At 61.6% G+C, this 18432-nt stretch carries 13 protein-coding genes and 1 pseudogene; 9 read left to right on the forward strand and 5 right to left on the reverse strand.

Annotated elements, in window-relative coordinates; all coding sequences use genetic code 11:
* The first annotated feature begins 19 nt into the window (after nt 1-19).
* From QE452_RS08745 to QE452_RS08775, 7 genes and pseudogenes are all read left to right on the forward strand, one after another.
* Nucleotides 20-994 (forward strand): LysR substrate-binding domain-containing protein, encoded by a 975-nt coding sequence (locus QE452_RS08745; RefSeq protein ID WP_309658639.1) that lies wholly within the window; start codon nt 20-22, stop codon nt 992-994.
* Nucleotides 995-1280: 286 nt separating this feature from the next.
* A complete protein-coding gene (locus QE452_RS08750; RefSeq protein ID WP_309730529.1) occupies nt 1281-2162 on the forward strand; it encodes a LysR family transcriptional regulator in 882 nt (293 codons plus the stop codon).
* 96 nt (nt 2163-2258) lie between these two features.
* On the forward strand, nt 2259-4244 hold the full coding sequence (locus tag QE452_RS08755; RefSeq protein WP_309658638.1) for a TonB-dependent receptor domain-containing protein: 1986 nt from the start codon (nt 2259-2261) through the stop codon (nt 4242-4244).
* 336 nt (nt 4245-4580) lie between these two features.
* Nucleotides 4581-4689: pseudogene (locus tag QE452_RS08760) on the forward strand (IS5/IS1182 family transposase); the annotation flags it as partial.
* A 219-nt stretch (nt 4690-4908) separates the two neighbouring features.
* Complete coding sequence (locus QE452_RS08765) at nt 4909-5904, forward strand: hypothetical protein (RefSeq protein WP_309729879.1); 996 nt, start codon at nt 4909-4911, stop codon at nt 5902-5904.
* Complete coding sequence (locus QE452_RS08770; RefSeq protein ID WP_309729881.1) at nt 5904-9497, forward strand: DEAD/DEAH box helicase; 3594 nt, start codon at nt 5904-5906, stop codon at nt 9495-9497. The genes QE452_RS08765 and QE452_RS08770 overlap by 1 nt, the downstream gene beginning before the upstream one ends.
* 64 nt (nt 9498-9561) lie before the next feature.
* Nucleotides 9562-10536 (forward strand): hypothetical protein, encoded by a 975-nt coding sequence (locus QE452_RS08775; RefSeq protein ID WP_309729883.1) that lies wholly within the window; start codon nt 9562-9564, stop codon nt 10534-10536.
* Nucleotides 10537-10871: 335 nt separating this feature from the next.
* Here the strand turns inward: QE452_RS08775 and QE452_RS08780 are convergent, their stop codons facing one another.
* The 5 genes from QE452_RS08780 to QE452_RS08800 all read right to left on the reverse strand — a co-directional run bounded on the left by QE452_RS08780 (nt 10872) and on the right by QE452_RS08800 (nt 15505).
* Nucleotides 10872-11804 (reverse strand): hypothetical protein, encoded by a 933-nt coding sequence (locus QE452_RS08780; protein ID WP_309729885.1) that lies wholly within the window; start codon nt 11802-11804, stop codon nt 10872-10874.
* A 53-nt stretch (nt 11805-11857) separates the two neighbouring features.
* Nucleotides 11858-12556 carry a hypothetical protein gene (locus tag QE452_RS08785; protein ID WP_309729886.1) on the reverse strand — a complete coding sequence of 233 codons (699 nt, stop codon included), beginning with the start codon at nt 12554-12556 and terminating at the stop codon, nt 11858-11860.
* A gap of 726 nt (nt 12557-13282) precedes the next feature.
* Complete coding sequence (locus QE452_RS08790; protein ID WP_309729889.1) at nt 13283-14641, reverse strand: hypothetical protein; 1359 nt, start codon at nt 14639-14641, stop codon at nt 13283-13285.
* Complete coding sequence (locus QE452_RS08795) at nt 14638-14841, reverse strand: hypothetical protein (protein WP_309729891.1); 204 nt, start codon at nt 14839-14841, stop codon at nt 14638-14640. Before QE452_RS08795 ends, QE452_RS08790 begins: the two co-directional genes overlap by 4 nt.
* Before the next feature lies 1 nt (nt 14842).
* Nucleotides 14843-15505 carry a hypothetical protein gene (locus QE452_RS08800; RefSeq protein WP_309729893.1) on the reverse strand — a complete coding sequence of 221 codons (663 nt, stop codon included), beginning with the start codon at nt 15503-15505 and terminating at the stop codon, nt 14843-14845.
* Between the two features lie 223 nt (nt 15506-15728).
* Here QE452_RS08800 and QE452_RS08805 point away from each other — a divergent pair, with 223 nt between their 5' ends.
* Complete coding sequence (locus QE452_RS08805; RefSeq protein ID WP_309729896.1) at nt 15729-17999, forward strand: MobA/MobL family protein; 2271 nt, start codon at nt 15729-15731, stop codon at nt 17997-17999.
* A 60-nt stretch (nt 18000-18059) separates the two neighbouring features.
* A complete protein-coding gene (locus tag QE452_RS08810) occupies nt 18060-18278 on the forward strand; it encodes a hypothetical protein (RefSeq protein ID WP_309729897.1) in 219 nt (72 codons plus the stop codon).
* Nucleotides 18279-18432: the final 154 nt, after the last annotated feature.

The following is an 18432-nucleotide window of genomic DNA, read 5'->3' on the forward strand; positions in this document are numbered from 1 at the left end:
TGTCCTTTCGAACCACCAGATGGCGCTCGCCATCATCGATGATAATGATCAGATTCGTCGAATCACTATCTACTCATGGTATAAGATCATGGATCGCCTGACCGGTATCGAAGTCTTCGTCCGCGCCATTCGCAGTGGCGGCCTGTCGGCGGCCGGGCGGCAGATGCGCCTGTCGCCCACGATGGCGGGACGGCATCTCGACGCGCTGGAGGCGCGTCTCGGCACGACGCTCGTCACGCGTACCACGCGACGGCTCGTGCTGACCGAGGCGGGAGCCGCGTATCTCGAGCGCGCCGAGCGCATCCTGTCCGAGCTCGAGGAAGCAGACGCCGATGCGTCCGCCGTTTCGCACAAGGTCGAGGGGCTGCTCAGGGTCAGTTCGCCGATGACGTTTGGCACGCTGCACGTCGCCCGGCTCGCCGCCGCGTTTCGCGAGCAGAACCCCGGCGTCACGATCGAATTGGGACTTAGCGACCGCTATGTCGACCTGCTCGAAGAACGGTGGGATATGGCGATCCGTATCGGTCGCCTTTCGGACAGCAGCCTGATGGCACGCCGGCTCGCCACCATGCGGCTCGCGATTTGCGCCGCTCCCACCTATCTGGCGCGATACGGCACGCCCGAGCGGGCCGATGATCTCGCTTATCATGTCTGCCTGGGGTTTACCCTGAACGAAGCGACCGGCTCGGCCTCCTGGGGCTTCGGTCCCGACGGCGGCAAGCGCGTGGCAGTCCACGGATCGCTGTGCGCCAATAATGGCGAGGCTCTCGTCGCCGCTGCCGTGGCGGGACAGGGGCTGGTCTATGGACCCCGCTTCATCGCGCAAGCGGCGCTCGAACGCGGCGATCTCGTCGAGGTGACGCTGACCGAGCCGCTGGTCGACTTGGGCGGTGTTTTCGCGGTGACCCATCCGACCCGCCATCCGCTCGCGAAGACACGCGCGTGGATCGACTTTCTTGCCCGCGAAATCCCCGTGCTCGCCACCAGATGGTGAGGTTGATGCCCATTTTGTTGGAAAGCCGCTGGCGCACGCCGGATTTCACGTCGCCGCACTTATGCAATCTCGCCTTCGATGCGCTGGCCGACAAATAGATCGGCTATCCACAGTCGCGCCACCGAACCCTGGATGGTGCGGCTTGGCGCCACGGTGTCACTCTGAAACAGTGAGTAGGCGCGACATCGCTAGAGTTGAAAATGGCAGGAAGCGTTGATAATAGCTCGCATTAGTTATTCGATATAAAGCGAGTTGCCGTATCCTTCCCGGGCATATCGATCTCAATCTGCTCGCCACCCTGGCCGTACTTCTTCAGACGAAGAGCGTAACCGGAACGGCACGCAGGCTTGGAATGAGCCAGCCCACGATCAGCCGCTCGCTTGCCGAGCTCCGATACATCCTTGGAGATCCGCTTCTGGTCAGAACAGACGGCGGAATGCAGCGGACGCGCCGGGCGGACGAACTGGTCGCCCCCATCGAACAATGGCTCGCATCAACCTCTGCGCTGCTTCATCCGCCGACATTCGATCCTGCTACACTCGATCGTTGTTTTCGCATCGCATCGACGGATTACGGGGTGCTCACGGTGGTTGCGCCAGCACTCGAGGCCATCACCACCGCCGCTCCATCGCTGACGGTCGATATCGTACCATTCAGCGCGGATATGATGAAGAAGATGGCGTCGGGAGAGATCGACCTCATCATCTCCGGACTTGAGTCCGACCATCCGGCGGTGCACACGCGATCGCTGTTTACCGATACCTATACCTGCATCATGCGGGCAGAGCATGATCTTGCCACGTCGGACGGTGCGCTGACGCTGGATGCGTTCTTCGCATGGCCGCATGTCGGCATCGTAGTCAGCGACCTTGCGGTAGACGGGGTCGAGGTGCGGCTGGGCGTGCGCAGCGGCGAGCGCCGCGTCACCGTACGGCTTCCGTATTTTCATGCGGCACCTTCCCTTATCGCGAGCAGCGACGTGCTGATGACCCTTCCGACCCGCGCCGCCACGCGGTTTGCCGCCAGCTATGGCTTGGCAACCCGGCCCGCTCCTGTCGCAATCGACAATCTCGACTATCGGTTGCTGTGGCACGACCGCAGTACGCGCGACCGCGCGGTGATCTGGCTGGCGGATATGCTGACCCGACATTGTGCATCCGCGAGCTGAATAAGGCTTATTCAGATTTGGGGGCTGGCCCGTTGCCGCATCCCCCCGCATAGGGTTGCAACCGACTTGCAATAGCAAGCGATGACGGGAACCTTCATGTCGACCATCCTAAACCGCTCCTCGGCGGCGCTCATCGCGCTCGCTTCCTCCACATCCGCGCTCGCGTCGGACCGCATGCCGGATACGCAAGGCCAGACGACCCGTGCCGATGAGATCGTCGTCACCGCTTCGGGCGGTCGCGAACAGCAGGTCAAGGACGCACCGGCATCGATCAGCGTGCTGACACGCAAGGATCTGGATCGCCTGCCCTATCGCGAAGTGACCGATGCCTTGCTCGAGATTCCAGGCGTCACCGTGACGCCGGGCGAGGGTAACAGTCGCGACATCTCGATCCGCGGCATGGCGCCGCAATATACGCTGATCCTAGTGGACGGTAAGCGCTTGTCGAGCCGCGAGACACGAACCAACGGTGGCAACATATCGGAGGGCGGGCAATTGCCGCCGCTGGAGGCGATCGAGCGGATTGAGGTGGTACGCGGCCCGATGTCGTCCTTATATGGGTCCGATGCGATGGGCGGTGTCGTCAACATAATCACGCGGCGCATCTCCAAGACATGGCGCGGCAGCACTCGGGCCAATGGCACGATGCAGTTAGGCTCCGATTACGGCAACGTCGCCGACGGCAACTTTTACTTGTCCGGTCCGATCGCCGGCTCGGTCGGTGTTCAGGTTCAGGGGGCTGCGACCCGACGCGGCGAGGATCGTGTCATCGGCGGCACACCGGAACGCCGGGACGAGAGCTTGGCTGGCAAGCTCGGGTGGAACGCAGGGCCCGACCACAGCTTTCTCGCCGAACTGGGATATTACCGCCAAACCGTGACCGCGACAGCGGGCAAAACGGTCGCGACCAGCGCGACGGTGCCGACGGGTATGGAAAACGTTCAGGCGCAGCGACGTTATGTCGGCTCGATCAGTCATTCCGGCCGCTGGGGCTTTGTAACGTCGGAGAGCTATCTGCAGCTCGAGGACGCGAAAAGCCTGCAGGACGGCAAACGGATCAAGAACACGATCGCGCAGTCGATCTGGATGGTACCGCTGCCCGCCAATTCCTTGAGCGTAGGTGCCTATTACCGCAACGAGGACCTGACGGACACGGTCGGCAATCTCTTGGCGGGATCGACGCGAGACGGCGCAAGCCGACGGCAAGTAGCGGTGTTTGCGGAAAACGAACTGACAGTGCTGACCGGACTGCGTCTGACCGGCGGCCTGCGGATGGACGACGACCAGCAATATGGGACGCACTGGACGCCGCGGGTCTATGCCGTGTGGAATATCGACCGGGCTTTCACGCTGAAGGGTGGCTATTCGCAAGGCTTTCGCGCGCCGAACCTGCGCCAGACGCTCCCGGACTGGGGCCAGTCGAGCCGCGGGGGTACGATCTATGGCAATCCTGATCTGAATGCAGAGACATCGCGAACGATCGAAGCAGGACTGCTGTTTGATGGCGGCACGTTCCAGGCCAGCCTGACGGCCTATGACACGCGGTTTGACGACAAGATCACGCGCGTGACCTGTGTCGTAGCCGCGGCCTGGTGCAGCGGTGAGCCGCTAAGCTCCATCGGGCGGCCACCGACCACCTATGTCAACGTCGACAAGGCGAAGGTCCGCGGGATCGAGGCAACGATCGACATGCCGCTGACCGCGACGCTGAGGGTCAATGCGACCGGTACGCTCACGGACTCGGAGCAACTAAGTGGTGCCAATATCGGTGCAGCGTTGAACGATACGCCCAAGCAACAGGCAAGCGCCTCGCTCAACTGGAAGCCGACGACTCGGCTGAACGGCTATATTCGCGGTATATTCCGTGGCCAAGAGGCGATCACCGAAGCGCAGATCAGCGGCAATGCCACCGTCGCACCATCCTACACAACAGTCGATATCGGCGCATCGTACAAGGTCTCGCCTCGGTTCACGCTGCATGGCGGCGTACAGAACGTGCTGGACAAGCGCTTGAGCTATGATCGATTCGGGTACGTCATCGACCCGGCACGCATCTGGCTAGGGATCGGCACGCGGTTCTAGGGTTCAAACCCGATCAGCATCTTGAGGGATGATGGTTTTCCTGATCCACTGGAGGGTGGATCAGGAGGCGTGAGGCATGGCGCTTGACCGTCACCGCTCGCGCTTGAACGCCTATGACAATCGCATAGTGAGGGAATGAAAGGTTGTATGGAATGGAGCAAAAAGCGCAACACTAGCGCAATTTCAACACCTTACATCCCATAGGATGGTGCCCCACAGAAGCCGGAGATGGGCACTCAGAACATTGGAAAATTTCTGTTCGGCACTTCTGATTTTGGGTCAGGACTCATCGATGGGAGCGTCATGATCTGATTCAGGCTCTGCAAGGAGACCGGATTGAGCGACCTGTTTTTAGGTGACTGATGGCCAGAAGGAGCGGCTTCGACCGTTCTTCCCCAAGAGCTGCGACAAGCCACGCATAGATAATCGGCGGGTGCTGAGCGGCACCTTCGCGAGAATGGGTCGGGCGCGCGTGTCCGAATATATGCCTCAGCTAAAGCGCCTCGCCGGCGCGGACCGCGTCGCGGGATGGCTATTGTTGCTGTCTAATGGATGAGCTTACCCGCTTATCGCGAGGTGTGGATGCGAAACATCCATTCCGGACCGGAAAATATCGATGCTGGCTTCACTCTTTACTAGTTGGCATGGCCCTGTAGCATAAAGAATGAGCTTCCGTTTGGAACGGAGTGTGCCGGGAGAGTTCTATGAAAGTGATGAGGCGGAAGCGTCTGCAGGAATCCGTTCTTTGATTCGGTTTCGCCGCGTTACTCTCCAGCCGTTGCAGCAATGGATTCCTGCTCAACAGCTGCCCCCACATCCGAAGCGTTACAGACTTCGCGTATGGCGTGAGGTCAGTGCCAACCTGGCTTCGTTACGCGACGAACTGATCGCTTATGCCCAAGAAGCGCTGGACGATGCGCGATTCAAGATACGGCGAGGCCTTGTCGACCCACTCTCGCCATTCGCCGGAGACGAAGACCCCGCCGCAAACTATCCGGCCATCCTTCATAGGGTCACACTGCAAGGCTATCTAGGCGAAACGCTAGCTGGCCTCGCGGTCGAACATTTCGGAGCGTTCGGGAAACATGACTGGCATATCCCCGCCTTTCTTTTCCGCATGCACAATACCGAATTCCAGCATCTCGATCTTATCAACGAGCATTTGCTTGCCGGCGGGGAGCATGAGTCCGATGCCGAATCTGAAAAACGGCCGGGACGGACAGGAGATGACGCGATCGCATTCCGGATCGACGATACCGGCCGTATCACCCATGTCCTGACGCTCGAAGCCAAATGTCTTGCCAGGAACAACACCGGGACGATCCGCAAGGCACATGAGAAGCTGTCCGTCGATCAGCAGCGCCCGAGCGGCGTGCGCGAACTCATCAATTTGCTGTCGGACTACGACACGCCTGATGCCGAAGCATGGCAGGCTCGGCTGCTCACCTTCTGGAAGGAGGGCTTTCGCACGGCTGAACGCAACGATGGCCTCGCCTATGCGGTGGGGCATTGGCCGATCAAAGACGAGACGCAGGTGAGTTGGTTGCCGGCCGACAAACCCCATGAGGCCTATACCGGCAAGCGGCTGCTGGAAGCCATGGAGTTCCAGTTGGAGGATCTCGAAGGGCTGGTCGATGCCTTGTACCGGAGTCAGAGCTGATGGTCGACGCCACCACGATCGCTATCGCGCAAGGCATCCGAGAAGATTTCGCGCGTGACAAGCTGACCCCGGCCCAAGCGAAGCTGTACAGCCAACGCATCCGGCGCGACATGGGGCGTGATGGCCTCACGAGCTTCTCGGTCGCAGAGCGCCAGACCCGTCTGGACGAAGCCTTGCTCCTGATCGAAGCAGCTTGGCTGGAAGGGGTCGGTGAGAGCAATATCCTGTGGCGCCAGTCGCTCAAGCGCGCTGGCGAGATCCTCGAATGGCTTTCGCAGCCCTCGCTACGCCCCGAGCATGTGCCGGTTCATCTCCTCTCCGCCGCCGCCTATCAACTTTCGGGCTACCCTGCGTTGGCGCTCGGCCAGTTGCGTCGAATGCCCAGCGACGAACCCTTCTCCGAATTATTGCGCAATTTCATTCGCGCCGACTTTCCCGCCGCGCTGGCTGCCACCCACCTATTCTGGTCGCAACGGTGGCAGTCGGATCGCGAGCGTAAAGTGTCGGAACGCGGTGAAGTTATCGACATCGCCGAAGTCACGATCCGCCATGTCATCATGTGCCTTGGCACGATCTGCGCCTATATGCGCAACGGTGACGACGCATTGGTGATGCGCGCGATCACCAAGCTGGAGCATCTCGCGGCCAGCTATCTGCATAGCCGTGATCCCTATTCCTATCTGCTGGCGCGACTTACTGCAGGGATTGCGCGGCGCTTCGTCGGGACCAGCCTCTGGCCGCACGTCCTGCGCCTGTCAGCGGACAGCGGCGACGGCGTCGGTGCGGCGCTCGTCCAATTTGCCCGCGCAGCCTTTATGAACCGGCGTGCGCTGGTTTGGCCGGCACAAGCCGAAGGAATCGCCCGCCTTGCCGAACCTTCATCGTTCGTCCTCTGCACCCCCACCGGGTCGGGCAAGACCACGATCGCGACCCTTGGAGCCGTCCAGGGCCTGTTCGCTCCCAAAACCAACCCGTTCCGGCCCGCCAATCTCGTCCTCTATCTGGTGCCGTCCCGTGCCCTCGCCGCCGAAGTGGAAGCGCGGCTGGCAGAGGATCTTCGCGGCGTTGCGGCAGAGCCGGTTGTCGTCACCGGCCTGTACGGCGGGATCGACTGGGGGCCGACCGACGCATGGATCGAAGTCGACCAGCCGGCGGTCGTCATCTGTACCTTTGAAAAGGCGGATGCACTGCTGCGCTATCTCGGCGTCCTCTTCCTCGATCGTGTGCGCACCGTCGTGATCGACGAGGCGCATATGGTCGACCACGATCCGCGCCGGACCGCAGATCTCGCCGCTGGCAAATCCCGGGCGCTGCGCCTCGAACAATTGAGCGCACGCCTTCTGCGCGCCCGCGATGAGAAAGGATTTCGGCTCATCGCTTTGTCCGCCGTCGCCGCCCAGGCGGCACCGGCGATGGCGGCCTGGTTCGGCGACGATGACGAGGCCGAGCCAATAGTGTCCTCGCATCGCAGCACGCGCCAGATGATGGGGCGGCTGGAAGTATCGCCATCCGGTCGCTTCGACATCCGTTATGACCTGATGGATGGACATTCGCTGGTGTTCGAAGATGAGCGCACCGACGATCGTCCCTATGTGCCGCAGCCCTTCCCCGCGCTCCCCAATGGGCTGGACGACGACGCCGGTGTCGAGGTGCGCATGCGCGCACCCACCCTCTGGGCGGCACTCCACCTCGCCGCCGAGCGAACCGACGGCACCCGACCGACTGTGCTGATCTCCATCACGCAGAACGTTATCACCTTCGCCCAATCCTGCGCCGACCTGATGGACGCATGGGAGGACGAGAATCTTCCTAATTACTGGAACGCCGCCGGTGATGATCCCTCATGGCAGCGCTGCCTTGCAGCCGCCGAGGATTACTTTACGAAGAAGTCTTTCGAGTATCGGCTGCTGGTGCGAGGCATAGCGGTACATCACGGCCAGATGCCGGCTCTGCTTGCTCGGCGGCTCAAGATCGCGATCGATCGCGGGCAGGTGCGTGTCATCATTGCCACCTCCACGCTTTCCGAAGGCGTCAACCTGCCGGTCAACACCATCCTCCTACCAAGCATCTTCCGCGCCAACGAGGTGCTGCCCGCCGCCGAGTTCGCCAACCTGATCGGCCGCGCAGGGCGGCCTGGCGTCGCAACCGAAGGCAGCGCGTTAGTGGTGCTTCCCGAACGGGAATATAAACGGAAGCGCGGCAAGGCCGAGCCTGAGCCGGTATGGAACCGGCAGTGGGACGGCTATGACAAATTAATAGACAAGCTCGAAAAGGCGGCTGGACTGGCGGCAGCGGGAGGGGCGACGCCGGATCAGCAGAAGGCGCACAGCGCGCTCGCAATGCTATTATCCGCGCTTCGCGACGGATGGGAATCGATCGCCGACAGCGACTCGGATGAGGATTTCGTTGCCTGGCTCGAATCCGTGTCGATCAGTGAGGCCGAAAAGGATGACGAAGATATCGCCGTATATCTCGACTCGCTCGACGCCATGCTGTTGGCCTTCGTCCAAGAAGTCGAAACGCTGACCGCGCGGGCATTGCCACCAGCGGAGATGGAAGCCGAACTCATCCGCATCTGGCGGCACACCTATGCCCATGCCGCCGCCGAGGAGGAGGATCGCCTTTCGCGCTTCTGGCTCGCGCGCGGCACCGCGATCAAGACCATATACCCGGACGCGGACCACCGCCGCCGCCTGTATCGCACCAGCCTCGGCCCGCGTTCGGGCCAGGTCCTACTCGATCAGGTCGATAGCATTCGCGCAGCACTAGTCGCCGGGATCGACTATGCTGATCGCACGCCCGAACGGCAGCTTCGGTTCATCACCGACATCCTCAAACGCTTGTCAGCCGTTCCCGCCTTTGCGATCAGTCGCACGCTGGGGCGCAAGACCAATTTCGACGATTGGCCAAAGCTGCTGCGCTGGTGGCTGGCGCGATCGTCGCTTGCGAAACAGCCAAGCGCGAAGGATCTCAGCAAGTGGTACAAATTCGTGGCGGAGAATTTTATCTATCGCGGGAGCTGGGGATTGGGCAGCGTCGTTGGCCTGCTGCTCGATCGGGGCGCGGATGGTCAGCCGATCGACGCGCTCAAGACCGACGACTGGCCGGAAAGCGGCCTGCCGTGGATCGCCTTTTGGCTGAAGGAACTCATCAACTGGGGGACGCTCGATCCGGTGGCCGCCTTCCTGCTCGCCCGCGGTGACGCGATCGATCGCCGCCAAGCGGAGGACGATGCCAAGGCTTATTACGAGGCGCAGGATGACGATGCCGATCCCAATGCCGTCCTCGATCCGCGCGTAATCCGGACCTGGGTGGAGGCCCGGATGCCGCGACGGGTGCAGGGCGGACGCCGGTCCCTGCCGGTGTTCGACGCCGACCTAGCCCGACCGGCCGCTGACTATCTTGCCGAACAGCTCAGCGTGTTCCCGATTGAGGAAGGCGAACGTCTGATCTGGGTCGATCCGGCTGGCTATGTCGTCGCAACCAGCGTTCGTCCGGCGGAATGGACTGATCGGATGCCCGTCGACTATAGCTTCGACCTTGCCGTAGCAGGCCGTACAGTCAGGGCAGAACCCTATCTGCCCCATCGTTGACGGTGACGGTCCGTTGATGCCTTGCGACGGAATCATGTCGTTTCCGCAACCGGCACGACGCTGAATGGAAACGCTTCTTCCCATGGCGGAGCAACTTGACCGTGCCGCGGTCGAACTGCGGCTCGATCATCCGATCCACAACCGGCTGGCGATCATACTCATCGACAATGTCGTCGAGCTGATGCTGCGACAGGCGCTCTATGTGCATACCGCGCTTGGCGGCGACTTAAAGGGCATCACGGCAAGGCATCGCAAACAGGCGCGGAGCCAAAGTCTAAAGGAACGGCTCTCGGTCACGGTGTTCGTCGGGGAGTTGAGCCAAGTCGAGGCCGATGTCATACTCGCCGCCCACGACCATCGCAACGCGGCCTATCATGAGGGAACTGCGCATCAGCCCTACCTGCGACAGCTCGCATTCCATTATTATCGGTTCGCCTGCGACTATCTCACGCGCTTTTCGCGGGCGTTCGACAGTTGGTCGAGCAGCTTCGTGTTCACCGCTATCGGACGGCGCTATTACGACGCGAGCCGCAACGCCGACGCCATCGCCGGAACGATCGACCGGCGCAAACTCGCGCATCAATTGCTAGAAGCGTTGCCCATGCCGCCTGTTACGCCCCTACAGGCAGCGCTGGCGGATTATCTCGACGACAAGCGCCGTGGGATTGCACGCGGATTGCGTTTCCTCATCGAGAATACTCGCCCTGCCCGCAAGGCGCCCTTCCTGATCGCGAGAGCGCAGTTCGACTGGGCGCGCGACGTAGCGCTTGAACGGCAGGGGCTCGACAACAGTCTTTACGACACGCCGCGACGGGTGGAGGCGGTTCGATACGTCAAAGCCAATCTCGATCGTTTCAGGCCGAAGTACCGCGCTATCCCGCATGGAAGCTGGAGCCGGTCGATCAGGCGCGTTCGCGAGACCGAACACCCCTATCTCGCGCTCGTCCTGTTCCAGCGCACTCGCAAAAGCATGGCCTCCCTGTCGGAAGCGATCGCCTATGCGACGATGCGCCTCGAGATGGAACTGGACCGGGACTGACGCCAATCCGTTGTTGATAAGGTTTGAGGAACTGAGAGCTATGCGGCAGTCGATGTGACGACGCCGGCTTATGCAGACCGATTGCCATTGACATTTTCGTCAGAATTGGCATCTAGACAGCATATCTAATGCCCCTATGGGCATCGTGTGGATTCTAACGGCAGTTAGGAAAAAGCACTGGAGCTACGGCTTCAAGATCCGCTGGTTCTCCCATGGACCTTTCGCTTCGGTTGCGACCTGAGCGAAACGACGGGCATCCCGCCTGTCGACCGGCTGATGAGCGATAGGGTGTTGATTGGATAATCGCCGTACACTCGCCTGAGAGTGTCGGCGGATTATTCCAACGAGGTGAAGTCGCCAACTCTCACAAAATCGTTGGGATAAACGTTGGCGTAATCGGCCTTGGCACTGATCCGGCCTTTCTCGCTGCATGCGAAGACGGCACCGTCCAGAGCCGTTCCATCACCCCGCTGCGCATCGTGATGAAGTCCCGGCTCGAGGGCGCCGCCGAACCGATAGAGCGCCCGCAAGGTGTCGAGCAGGGCGTCACTATCCTGGTCGTCCTCAACCTCGCGGGGGCGGCCGTCATATGCCCCCGGGTGTGCGATGAAAAAGGCGATGCCTCGACTGTCGACAAAGACACGCCGCGTCTGTTGGCGTTGGATGCGGCGGGGAACATCCTCATGCGTCAGCGGTGTTGGCCCTAGCTCTTCTAGGCGATCAGTCCAGTCTCGCTCCCCCAAGCGGATTGCCCTGAAGATCGGCACCAGATCACCATCCTGCGCCATGAAATTGCAGGGGGGTAGAAGGAGCGCCTCATTATCGGATCGATAGCCCAAACGTCGGATCACATGGTTGAGATTCGTCCGGGCATCGCCGGATGCCGCCACGGCAGCGATCAGAGCCGCAGCCACCGCCTCCGGGTCATGACGAAGCTGCCTGTATTGCTCGTCGCGTGCGACAAGCGCCGAGAGTGGCGCTGACATGAGAGCGAAATCGAAACGTCGTAACAGCGCTTCCTGGTCAGATGCTGGAACGAAAAAAAGCGTGATAGAGGCCGGGGCGGGTTGCGCATTGCCGTTCGTCCGTCGGCGTACGGCGAATTCTCCGATCGACCGAACCAACTGACTGAGGAAGGCGGTCGAATAGAGCGAACCGTCCGCTGTTGGCGAAGGAAGGCCTTTCACGATGGCATGCGGCAACCTGTCCTGCAAGTTATCGACGGCATCCTTGTGGATCGCCTTGGGCAATCCCGCGATAACGTACATAGGCTGAGGGCTGCGAGGATTCACAACGCGCCGCCGTCGATTACCCTTCGCCATTAAGGCATGCGGCTCAGAGCCAAAGCGATGTCGATCGGAACTGAAAGACGTTTCGCAACATCGGGATCTTGCGCGGCATAGAGTCGCTCCAGCGCACTTGCCTGGACCGTGTCAGCGGGCAGAGAGGTTGTAGCCTTGATTGCCTTTCGGCTCGTCCGCTGGAGCGATGCCGGATCGATATGGTGACGCTCACACCACGCACGAATATTTGTGTCGAGCTTCTCTATGTCGTCACCCGATAATTCACGCAGGTTGATCACATCCAACCCTGATATTCTCAAATCATCATCAACGACGATTGCGCCGTCTTCGGCAACAGGTCCGGCCAAATAGCTGATTTTCTGATCAAGACGGACTGTCATGATCTGTCCATCTGCTATGTCGAGCGTGAAGGCGAGCAGGAGGGCGCGTGGAAGGCCACGCAGGAAAGCGTGTTTGTGGCGGTCGGCAATCGCCTGAACGGCGCGCTGCTCCTCTCCCGTTTTGACGACGGCGATAAAGGATTTTGCAGTCTCGTCCCGGACTAGGGTCACGCCGTCCATCGATTGGACGATATCGAAGAGCGTACGCTTGTCATTAGCCGGCGGCCACAAACCTGCATCCGTCAAATGCATGCCGATGTTCGACAGCAGCAATATATCGGCCGCGTCATCCTCATAATGGGCGTCGACCAGCTTCCTGATGTCATCTTCAATCATGTACGTGCCTTAGACCCTCCGCATGCCGCCTTACCACAACCATCTTGCCGAAGCAGCCGAGGTAGCCTTCACGATCGGCTCGCGGGGCGCCTTGCATTCGCACTTCTCGGAGCTCGCGAAGCGCCGCCTCTCTACTCTTGGACTATGACTGTCGACGATTTGGATCGCGAAAAGGAGGTGAAAAGACTTTTGCCGGAAGAAGCTCCGGCTAATGGAGACGCGGATCAGGCCTATGGATTCCAGAAAGCTTTGAGTTCGCGCCGCTGGCATTGATGCGTGCCCGAGTCGGAGTTGACCGAAGGGCACTCTATGCAGGAATCCCAATTCGCTGTATCTGCGTATCAGTAGGCGCGATAAGCGGCATAAACGAACGTCCGCTATGAAGGAATCGAAAGCGAGGCTTGAACGTCCGCTAATGGGTGATGTCCACTCCGCCGTATGCTCCCTCGGTTCCTTATCCCGTACGATTAAATCAACTATATGCTAAATATCATTAACTATGACGGATCACCACTTTCGATCCATTGACTCGCGAATTTTGATCGCAAATTTTACTCTATGAAGTGTTACGGCGCGATCGTCTCGACGTCGGCATTCTACTGCACTGTAATCTGGTATGCACGAGTGTAGCACAATCAACTCATGAATGAACGTCGTGGTTGAGAAACAACAGTTGGCCAAGAGCATCTGCTGGGCCGCCTAAACAGGTGAGATCGCCAAACGGCGTCAGCCGATTGCAAACCGATGCTCGGGGATGACGTCAAGGAGATAGAAGGCCCGGCGCGAGTCGCCTGCCGGACCGTGATGATCGCCCGAACTGCGCAGTCCTCGCTTGCGCAGAAATTCTCGGGACGCCTCGATGGCCTTCCACGGATTTGAAGAGTTGCGATTGCCATCGGCCAACACGGTGTGGCGATAGAAGGCGAGCAGTCCAACCTGTCGCGCGACAGACAAGCGGCGCAGCTTGGCGCGGCAATAGGTGGGCAGCGGCCGCAGGATCGTTATCGCAGGTGACGCCTTTCCGGCGATCACCGCATCGATCATGGCGGGCAACTGCTGCTCGGCCTGGATCAGGCGGCGGATGGCGACGCTTATGGCGGCTAATCGCGGCAAGCCATACCACTCGATGGCATAGGCCTTGGCCTCGACATTGCCGGTCCGCGGCGTTGCCGTACGGGCCAGGAACGGATCGGCGCGAAGCTGCGCCCCGATCCGCTGCATCATGGCCGCGACATGGGTCGGCGACAGTCTGGTTTCAACATTCTGATCAGCCCGTCCGACATGCTTGGCGGTGCGTCGGATAATGGGATCGGTGTGCTGGGTCAGCGACATGTTGACGCCGGACCAGGCTGGCTCAATCTCGCGATTGCGCCATTCGCCCGAGCTGAAGAACAGGTCGAGCACCGTGCCGAGCGCGACACGACGATCGCGCAGGTCGTTGAGCGAACCCTCGAGCGAGCGGTTCCCCGGAAGCAGAAAGCCATAGTCCGGCGTCTTGGTCAGCCGTGCGCCGACCAGTTGGACGTCATGGGCGCACCAGATCAGCGCTTGCCCAACCAGCAGGTCGCGCAGGCGCTTCGTCGCGTCGGTCACCGCCCGGCTGTGCTGGAGATGGCGGACGACAGAACCGAAACGCCCGCCGACCAGCGCAGTGTAAAGATCGGGCTTCTCGGCACTCAGCTGCCAAAGCCGATCGACGTGGTCGTCGAAGGCGCGCCCGGGCGACCCATCTCCGAACCAGTCCCCGACCAATTCATGGGGTTCAAAATCTCGCCCCGTCGCCACCATCATGCGCTTCAGAAAGTGCCCGAGATCGTTCTGGGTCGCCGGGATGAGGTCCAGCGGGACCAAGGCTTCCTTGGTATCGAGGATTGCAGGTGGCAGCGTGCGGATGTCGGTGGTCGACGGGCTGAAAAGGACGCGGTCGAACCGATCCTCGGCAATGCCACCGGAATAGATTCGCGCCTGCATGTCGCGTACCAAGCCGACGAGATCGCCGTCGCTCGCCATCATGCCGCTGAGCAGGCTTTGTACATCTGTCTTGCGGCCGTTGGCCTTGAGGTGATTGCGATAGGTCGGGTTCACAGGGCACGCTGCGCCGCGTCGATGCGGCCCTTCAATGCTTCGGCCGCTTGGGCGAGCTTTTCGCCGAGTGCGGCCATGTTGGCAAAGGCCTCATAGCCGGTGCCGCCCGCGTTGAATTCGGCGTCGAAGCGCGCGACCGCTTCGTCATACTCCCCGGTGAGCCGCTTGTACGCGGCGATACCCGCGTCGATCGTGGTCATGTCATCCATTGTCGTCCTCCAGGTTGGGCGGGAGCGAAGGCTCGCACCAGTAAGTCGGGTTGCCATTGTGCAGGCGGAGCCATTCGAAGGCCTCGCCGCGGTTCTTGAGATCGGGGCTCGGCACGGCGAGAAGCTCGCAAAGGGTGGCGACGAGCCCAGCTTGGCCGATGCTGATCGGCTGGGTCCGCCACGATGCCTTGGGATCGATTGGCCCGGTCTTGAGGAAGCGCTCGACCTCCTGGTCGTAGAGCGCCTTGCGGCGGCGCCACTGCAGGATACGCCCCCACTGATCGCACCAGGCCAGCCGGGTGGGATCGGCAAAGATCGAGCTGATGATGTCGCCGATCATCGGTCCCGCGCCTGCCGCAATGGCGACGGTCATCCAGCGCGCCATACGCTCTGGATGTGCGAACAGCCCGAGGAGCGCGGTGTCGCTGATGCCGTCCAGGCCCACCATGACGAGGGTGGAGCCGAGCGCATATTTGCGAGCGTCAGCCGAGCCGGGGCCGCCACGCCGCTTGTCCGCCGCGCGGTACTGACGCCGAAGCTCGGCGGCGCTTTCGGCGACGATAGCAAGCGTGTCGGCGATCCTTTGCTCGGTCGCCGCGAGGCCGTTGGCGATCGCCTGAAGCCGATCGCAAGGCTTGGGGGTGGCTGTATCCATGCCCAAAGCCGATGCCGAGCCGACGCGCTGCGCGCCTCAACTCACCCCCGGTAAAGCGACCAAGCCGCCATCCGACTTTTGCCCAGGGTCGGTGGAGGCACCCAAAGGCAGAACGGTGTCAGAAGGTGGGAGGTAGAGGGGGTGGTGCGCGATAAAGGTTTGTTCTGCCAGAGGCAGACAAACGACGCGCCCACCCCCTCATCCGCCACGAAGGGCAAGGCAGGTGACGATCGACTATGCGGTGTTGAAGGCGCGATCGGCGGATGTTTCCGCCGCGCTTGCCGATGCGCGTAGCGCGCGGAACCTGTCGAGTCGCCGCAAGCGTGCGGACGAGCGTGATGAGCAGATCGCGGAAGGCGTGCGACGTCGACGAAAGGCGATCACGGATCAGGAGGCGGACGCGTTCCTGAAGCGACGCCTGCGGATCAGAGTCGCTGACGCCGACCGCCCACGGACGGGATCACGCACGCCGCGCCGGTTGTTTACGCGTGGCGTCGAGCAGATGCTGAAGGGGACGACGGGACTCACCGACGCCCGTGACCCCGATGGTCGCCACTCGATCCACTATTCCTTCACCGCGCGCGGGTTCGGGTCAAAAAAAGGACGGCGCTGGCGTGCCGGCGAGGCGGAGCGCGCCGCACTCTATTCGGTGCGCGAAGATGCGCTGGAGGATGGGGAACTGGGCTGGTGGTCGAACATCGCCGCCGACCGCAACGAACTCGTTGCCCATTATCGCGCGTCGGAGGCGCTGGAAAAGCACGACCGTGCCAACGCTACCGTCTATATCGTCGAGGTCATTGCGCTACCGGCCGAACTGACTGCCGTGCAACGGCGGCAGGCGGCCGAGCGCATCTGTCGCCAACTGGAGACGCTGGGGCTGGCCTATACCATCGGGCTCCACTTGCCCGACGCGGCAGGCGACCAGCGCAATTTCCACCTGCACTTGGTCTACTCGATGCGGCCGTGCCAGCGGATCGCGCCCTATGAATGGGATTTCGCCACCGCCAAGCGGACCGAGATCAATACGCCGGCCGGGATCATGCAGCGCCGTTGCGCCGTGGTGGTCGCAATCAACCAGACGTTGCGGGAAGCCGGTATTGCCAAGCGCTACTCGCCTTTGTCCAACCGCGAGCGCGGTATGGCGCCGCCGGAACGCGGCAAGGTCGGGCAGCAGGAAACCGCGTTGGCGCGCCGGTTGGCCGCGCTTGAGGATCGTCACGCACGCTTGGCGGCATTGCAGGCCCATACGCGATGGGTGAGGCAGACGCTGCTTGATGCCGCGGACCGGCTGGACGTGGCACGGCGGAAGGTGACACGCTGCCTTGCCGCGGCGTCCATCGCGCTTGGCCACGACGTCGCCGATAGCATCATGCCCGCAGAACATCGCGGCAAGGTCAGGGAGGCGCTCGATCGCGCTTATGACATGGTGGGTCGTTCAACAGCGGCTGCTGATCTCCGCCTGGAGTCGGCGCGGCGCGCAGTGCAAGCTCGTCGCGCCTTGGGGGCGACACATATCCCGGTGTCGATGAACGGGATTGCTCGTGTCGATGACCGTGCGGGCGACATCAAGCGCCTCGACAACATCGCTATCCACGCGGACGAGACTATCCGGCAGATCCACACCGACGTCACACAACCCCGCCAGCGAATGCCGTCGACGGAGGAACTGATGTCCGACACGGCAACCGAGAATAACAAGATAGTGACGGCCGCCGGCGACTCTGACCCCGCGGCTGCTATTCGTAGTGCTGCAACGGCATATGCCGAGTTGGCGAAGGCCGAACAGGCTGCGGAGACGATCGCGCGGGCTATGGTCGACAAGGCTCTGGCTTCACTGAAGCGCAAGGCCAAGGCGATACGGCGCGACCCCAACGGACTGTTCGTCGCCGACATCGCGGGCCTGCCCGTGAATGAAAGGAAAGTGCTGACCCAGCACGTGACCGATCCACGCGTGCAGGAAGCACTAGCTGACCTGTTCGCCTCCGAGACTGCGAATGCACCTATTAGTTTGGGTGAGTTGACGACTGCGGCAGTCGGTCGCGGCCAAAACGATCGCCTCAGCAACGAGCCCGGACGTAAACGGCATGACAGAACCCATGATCAAGCGCTTCCTCACCGACGCGCCGGTATCCGATCCCCAGCGGGGCTGGCCGGCTTGCGCGTCCTGCGCGCAGTCGGTGTGGATGATCGATCGCGAGACGCCGCGGGCGTTCTGCCAGACCTTCGGCGGGATGACGTTCGGCGAGGAAGCACGGTTCATCTCGAAGTGCGAGGCGCACCAGCCGATCGCCTGATCGATACCGCAGGCATCGCGGCGACCTCAACGTCCGGACAAGCCCCGGGTCACCGTGACCCAGGGACCAGGCAAGGATTGTGGGAGCAAGCGGAGGATGCTGCCCGGGATGGGGCGCACCAGCCAGCTTGGCCAAAGGGGCGCGATGATCCCAGTGATGGAATAGTGTCCGGCCAACGTCGCGACGATCACGGGCGATAGGACGCCCGAAAAGACGGGGCAGCAATTCGAACCTGCTTCGCGAGAGAAAGCACGGGCAGCATGATCCCACCCGACCGGGCGGTGATCCTGCTGCCTAAAATCTTGCGATGCCCTTCTTTTTTGATCGGCCCGCGCCACAACCGCGTCCGACTGCTCGCCAGCATGCTCCGGCCAATCGAATGGTGGCTGCGCTACACAGTAACGCCATCCGCTGCGCGGACGATCGGCCCTTTGATGCGCTGCGAGCTGGATACACCGCGCCTATACCCGCTCGACTGATGGGGAGCGATGAGGACAGGACACGGGTGGCCTTGAAGAAGTCCGAACACGAACGGTGATCTTGACCGACCATTTTGTTCGCGATCACGTCTGGCACTACGATCGCCGCTTGAGATTGTTAACCTGCCCAGAGTAGAGTCGATGCGTTCGCCAG

The sequence above is a fragment of the Sphingomonas sp. SORGH_AS_0438 genome (assembly GCF_031453475.1).
Taxonomy (GTDB): Bacteria; Pseudomonadota; Alphaproteobacteria; order Sphingomonadales; family Sphingomonadaceae; genus Sphingomonas.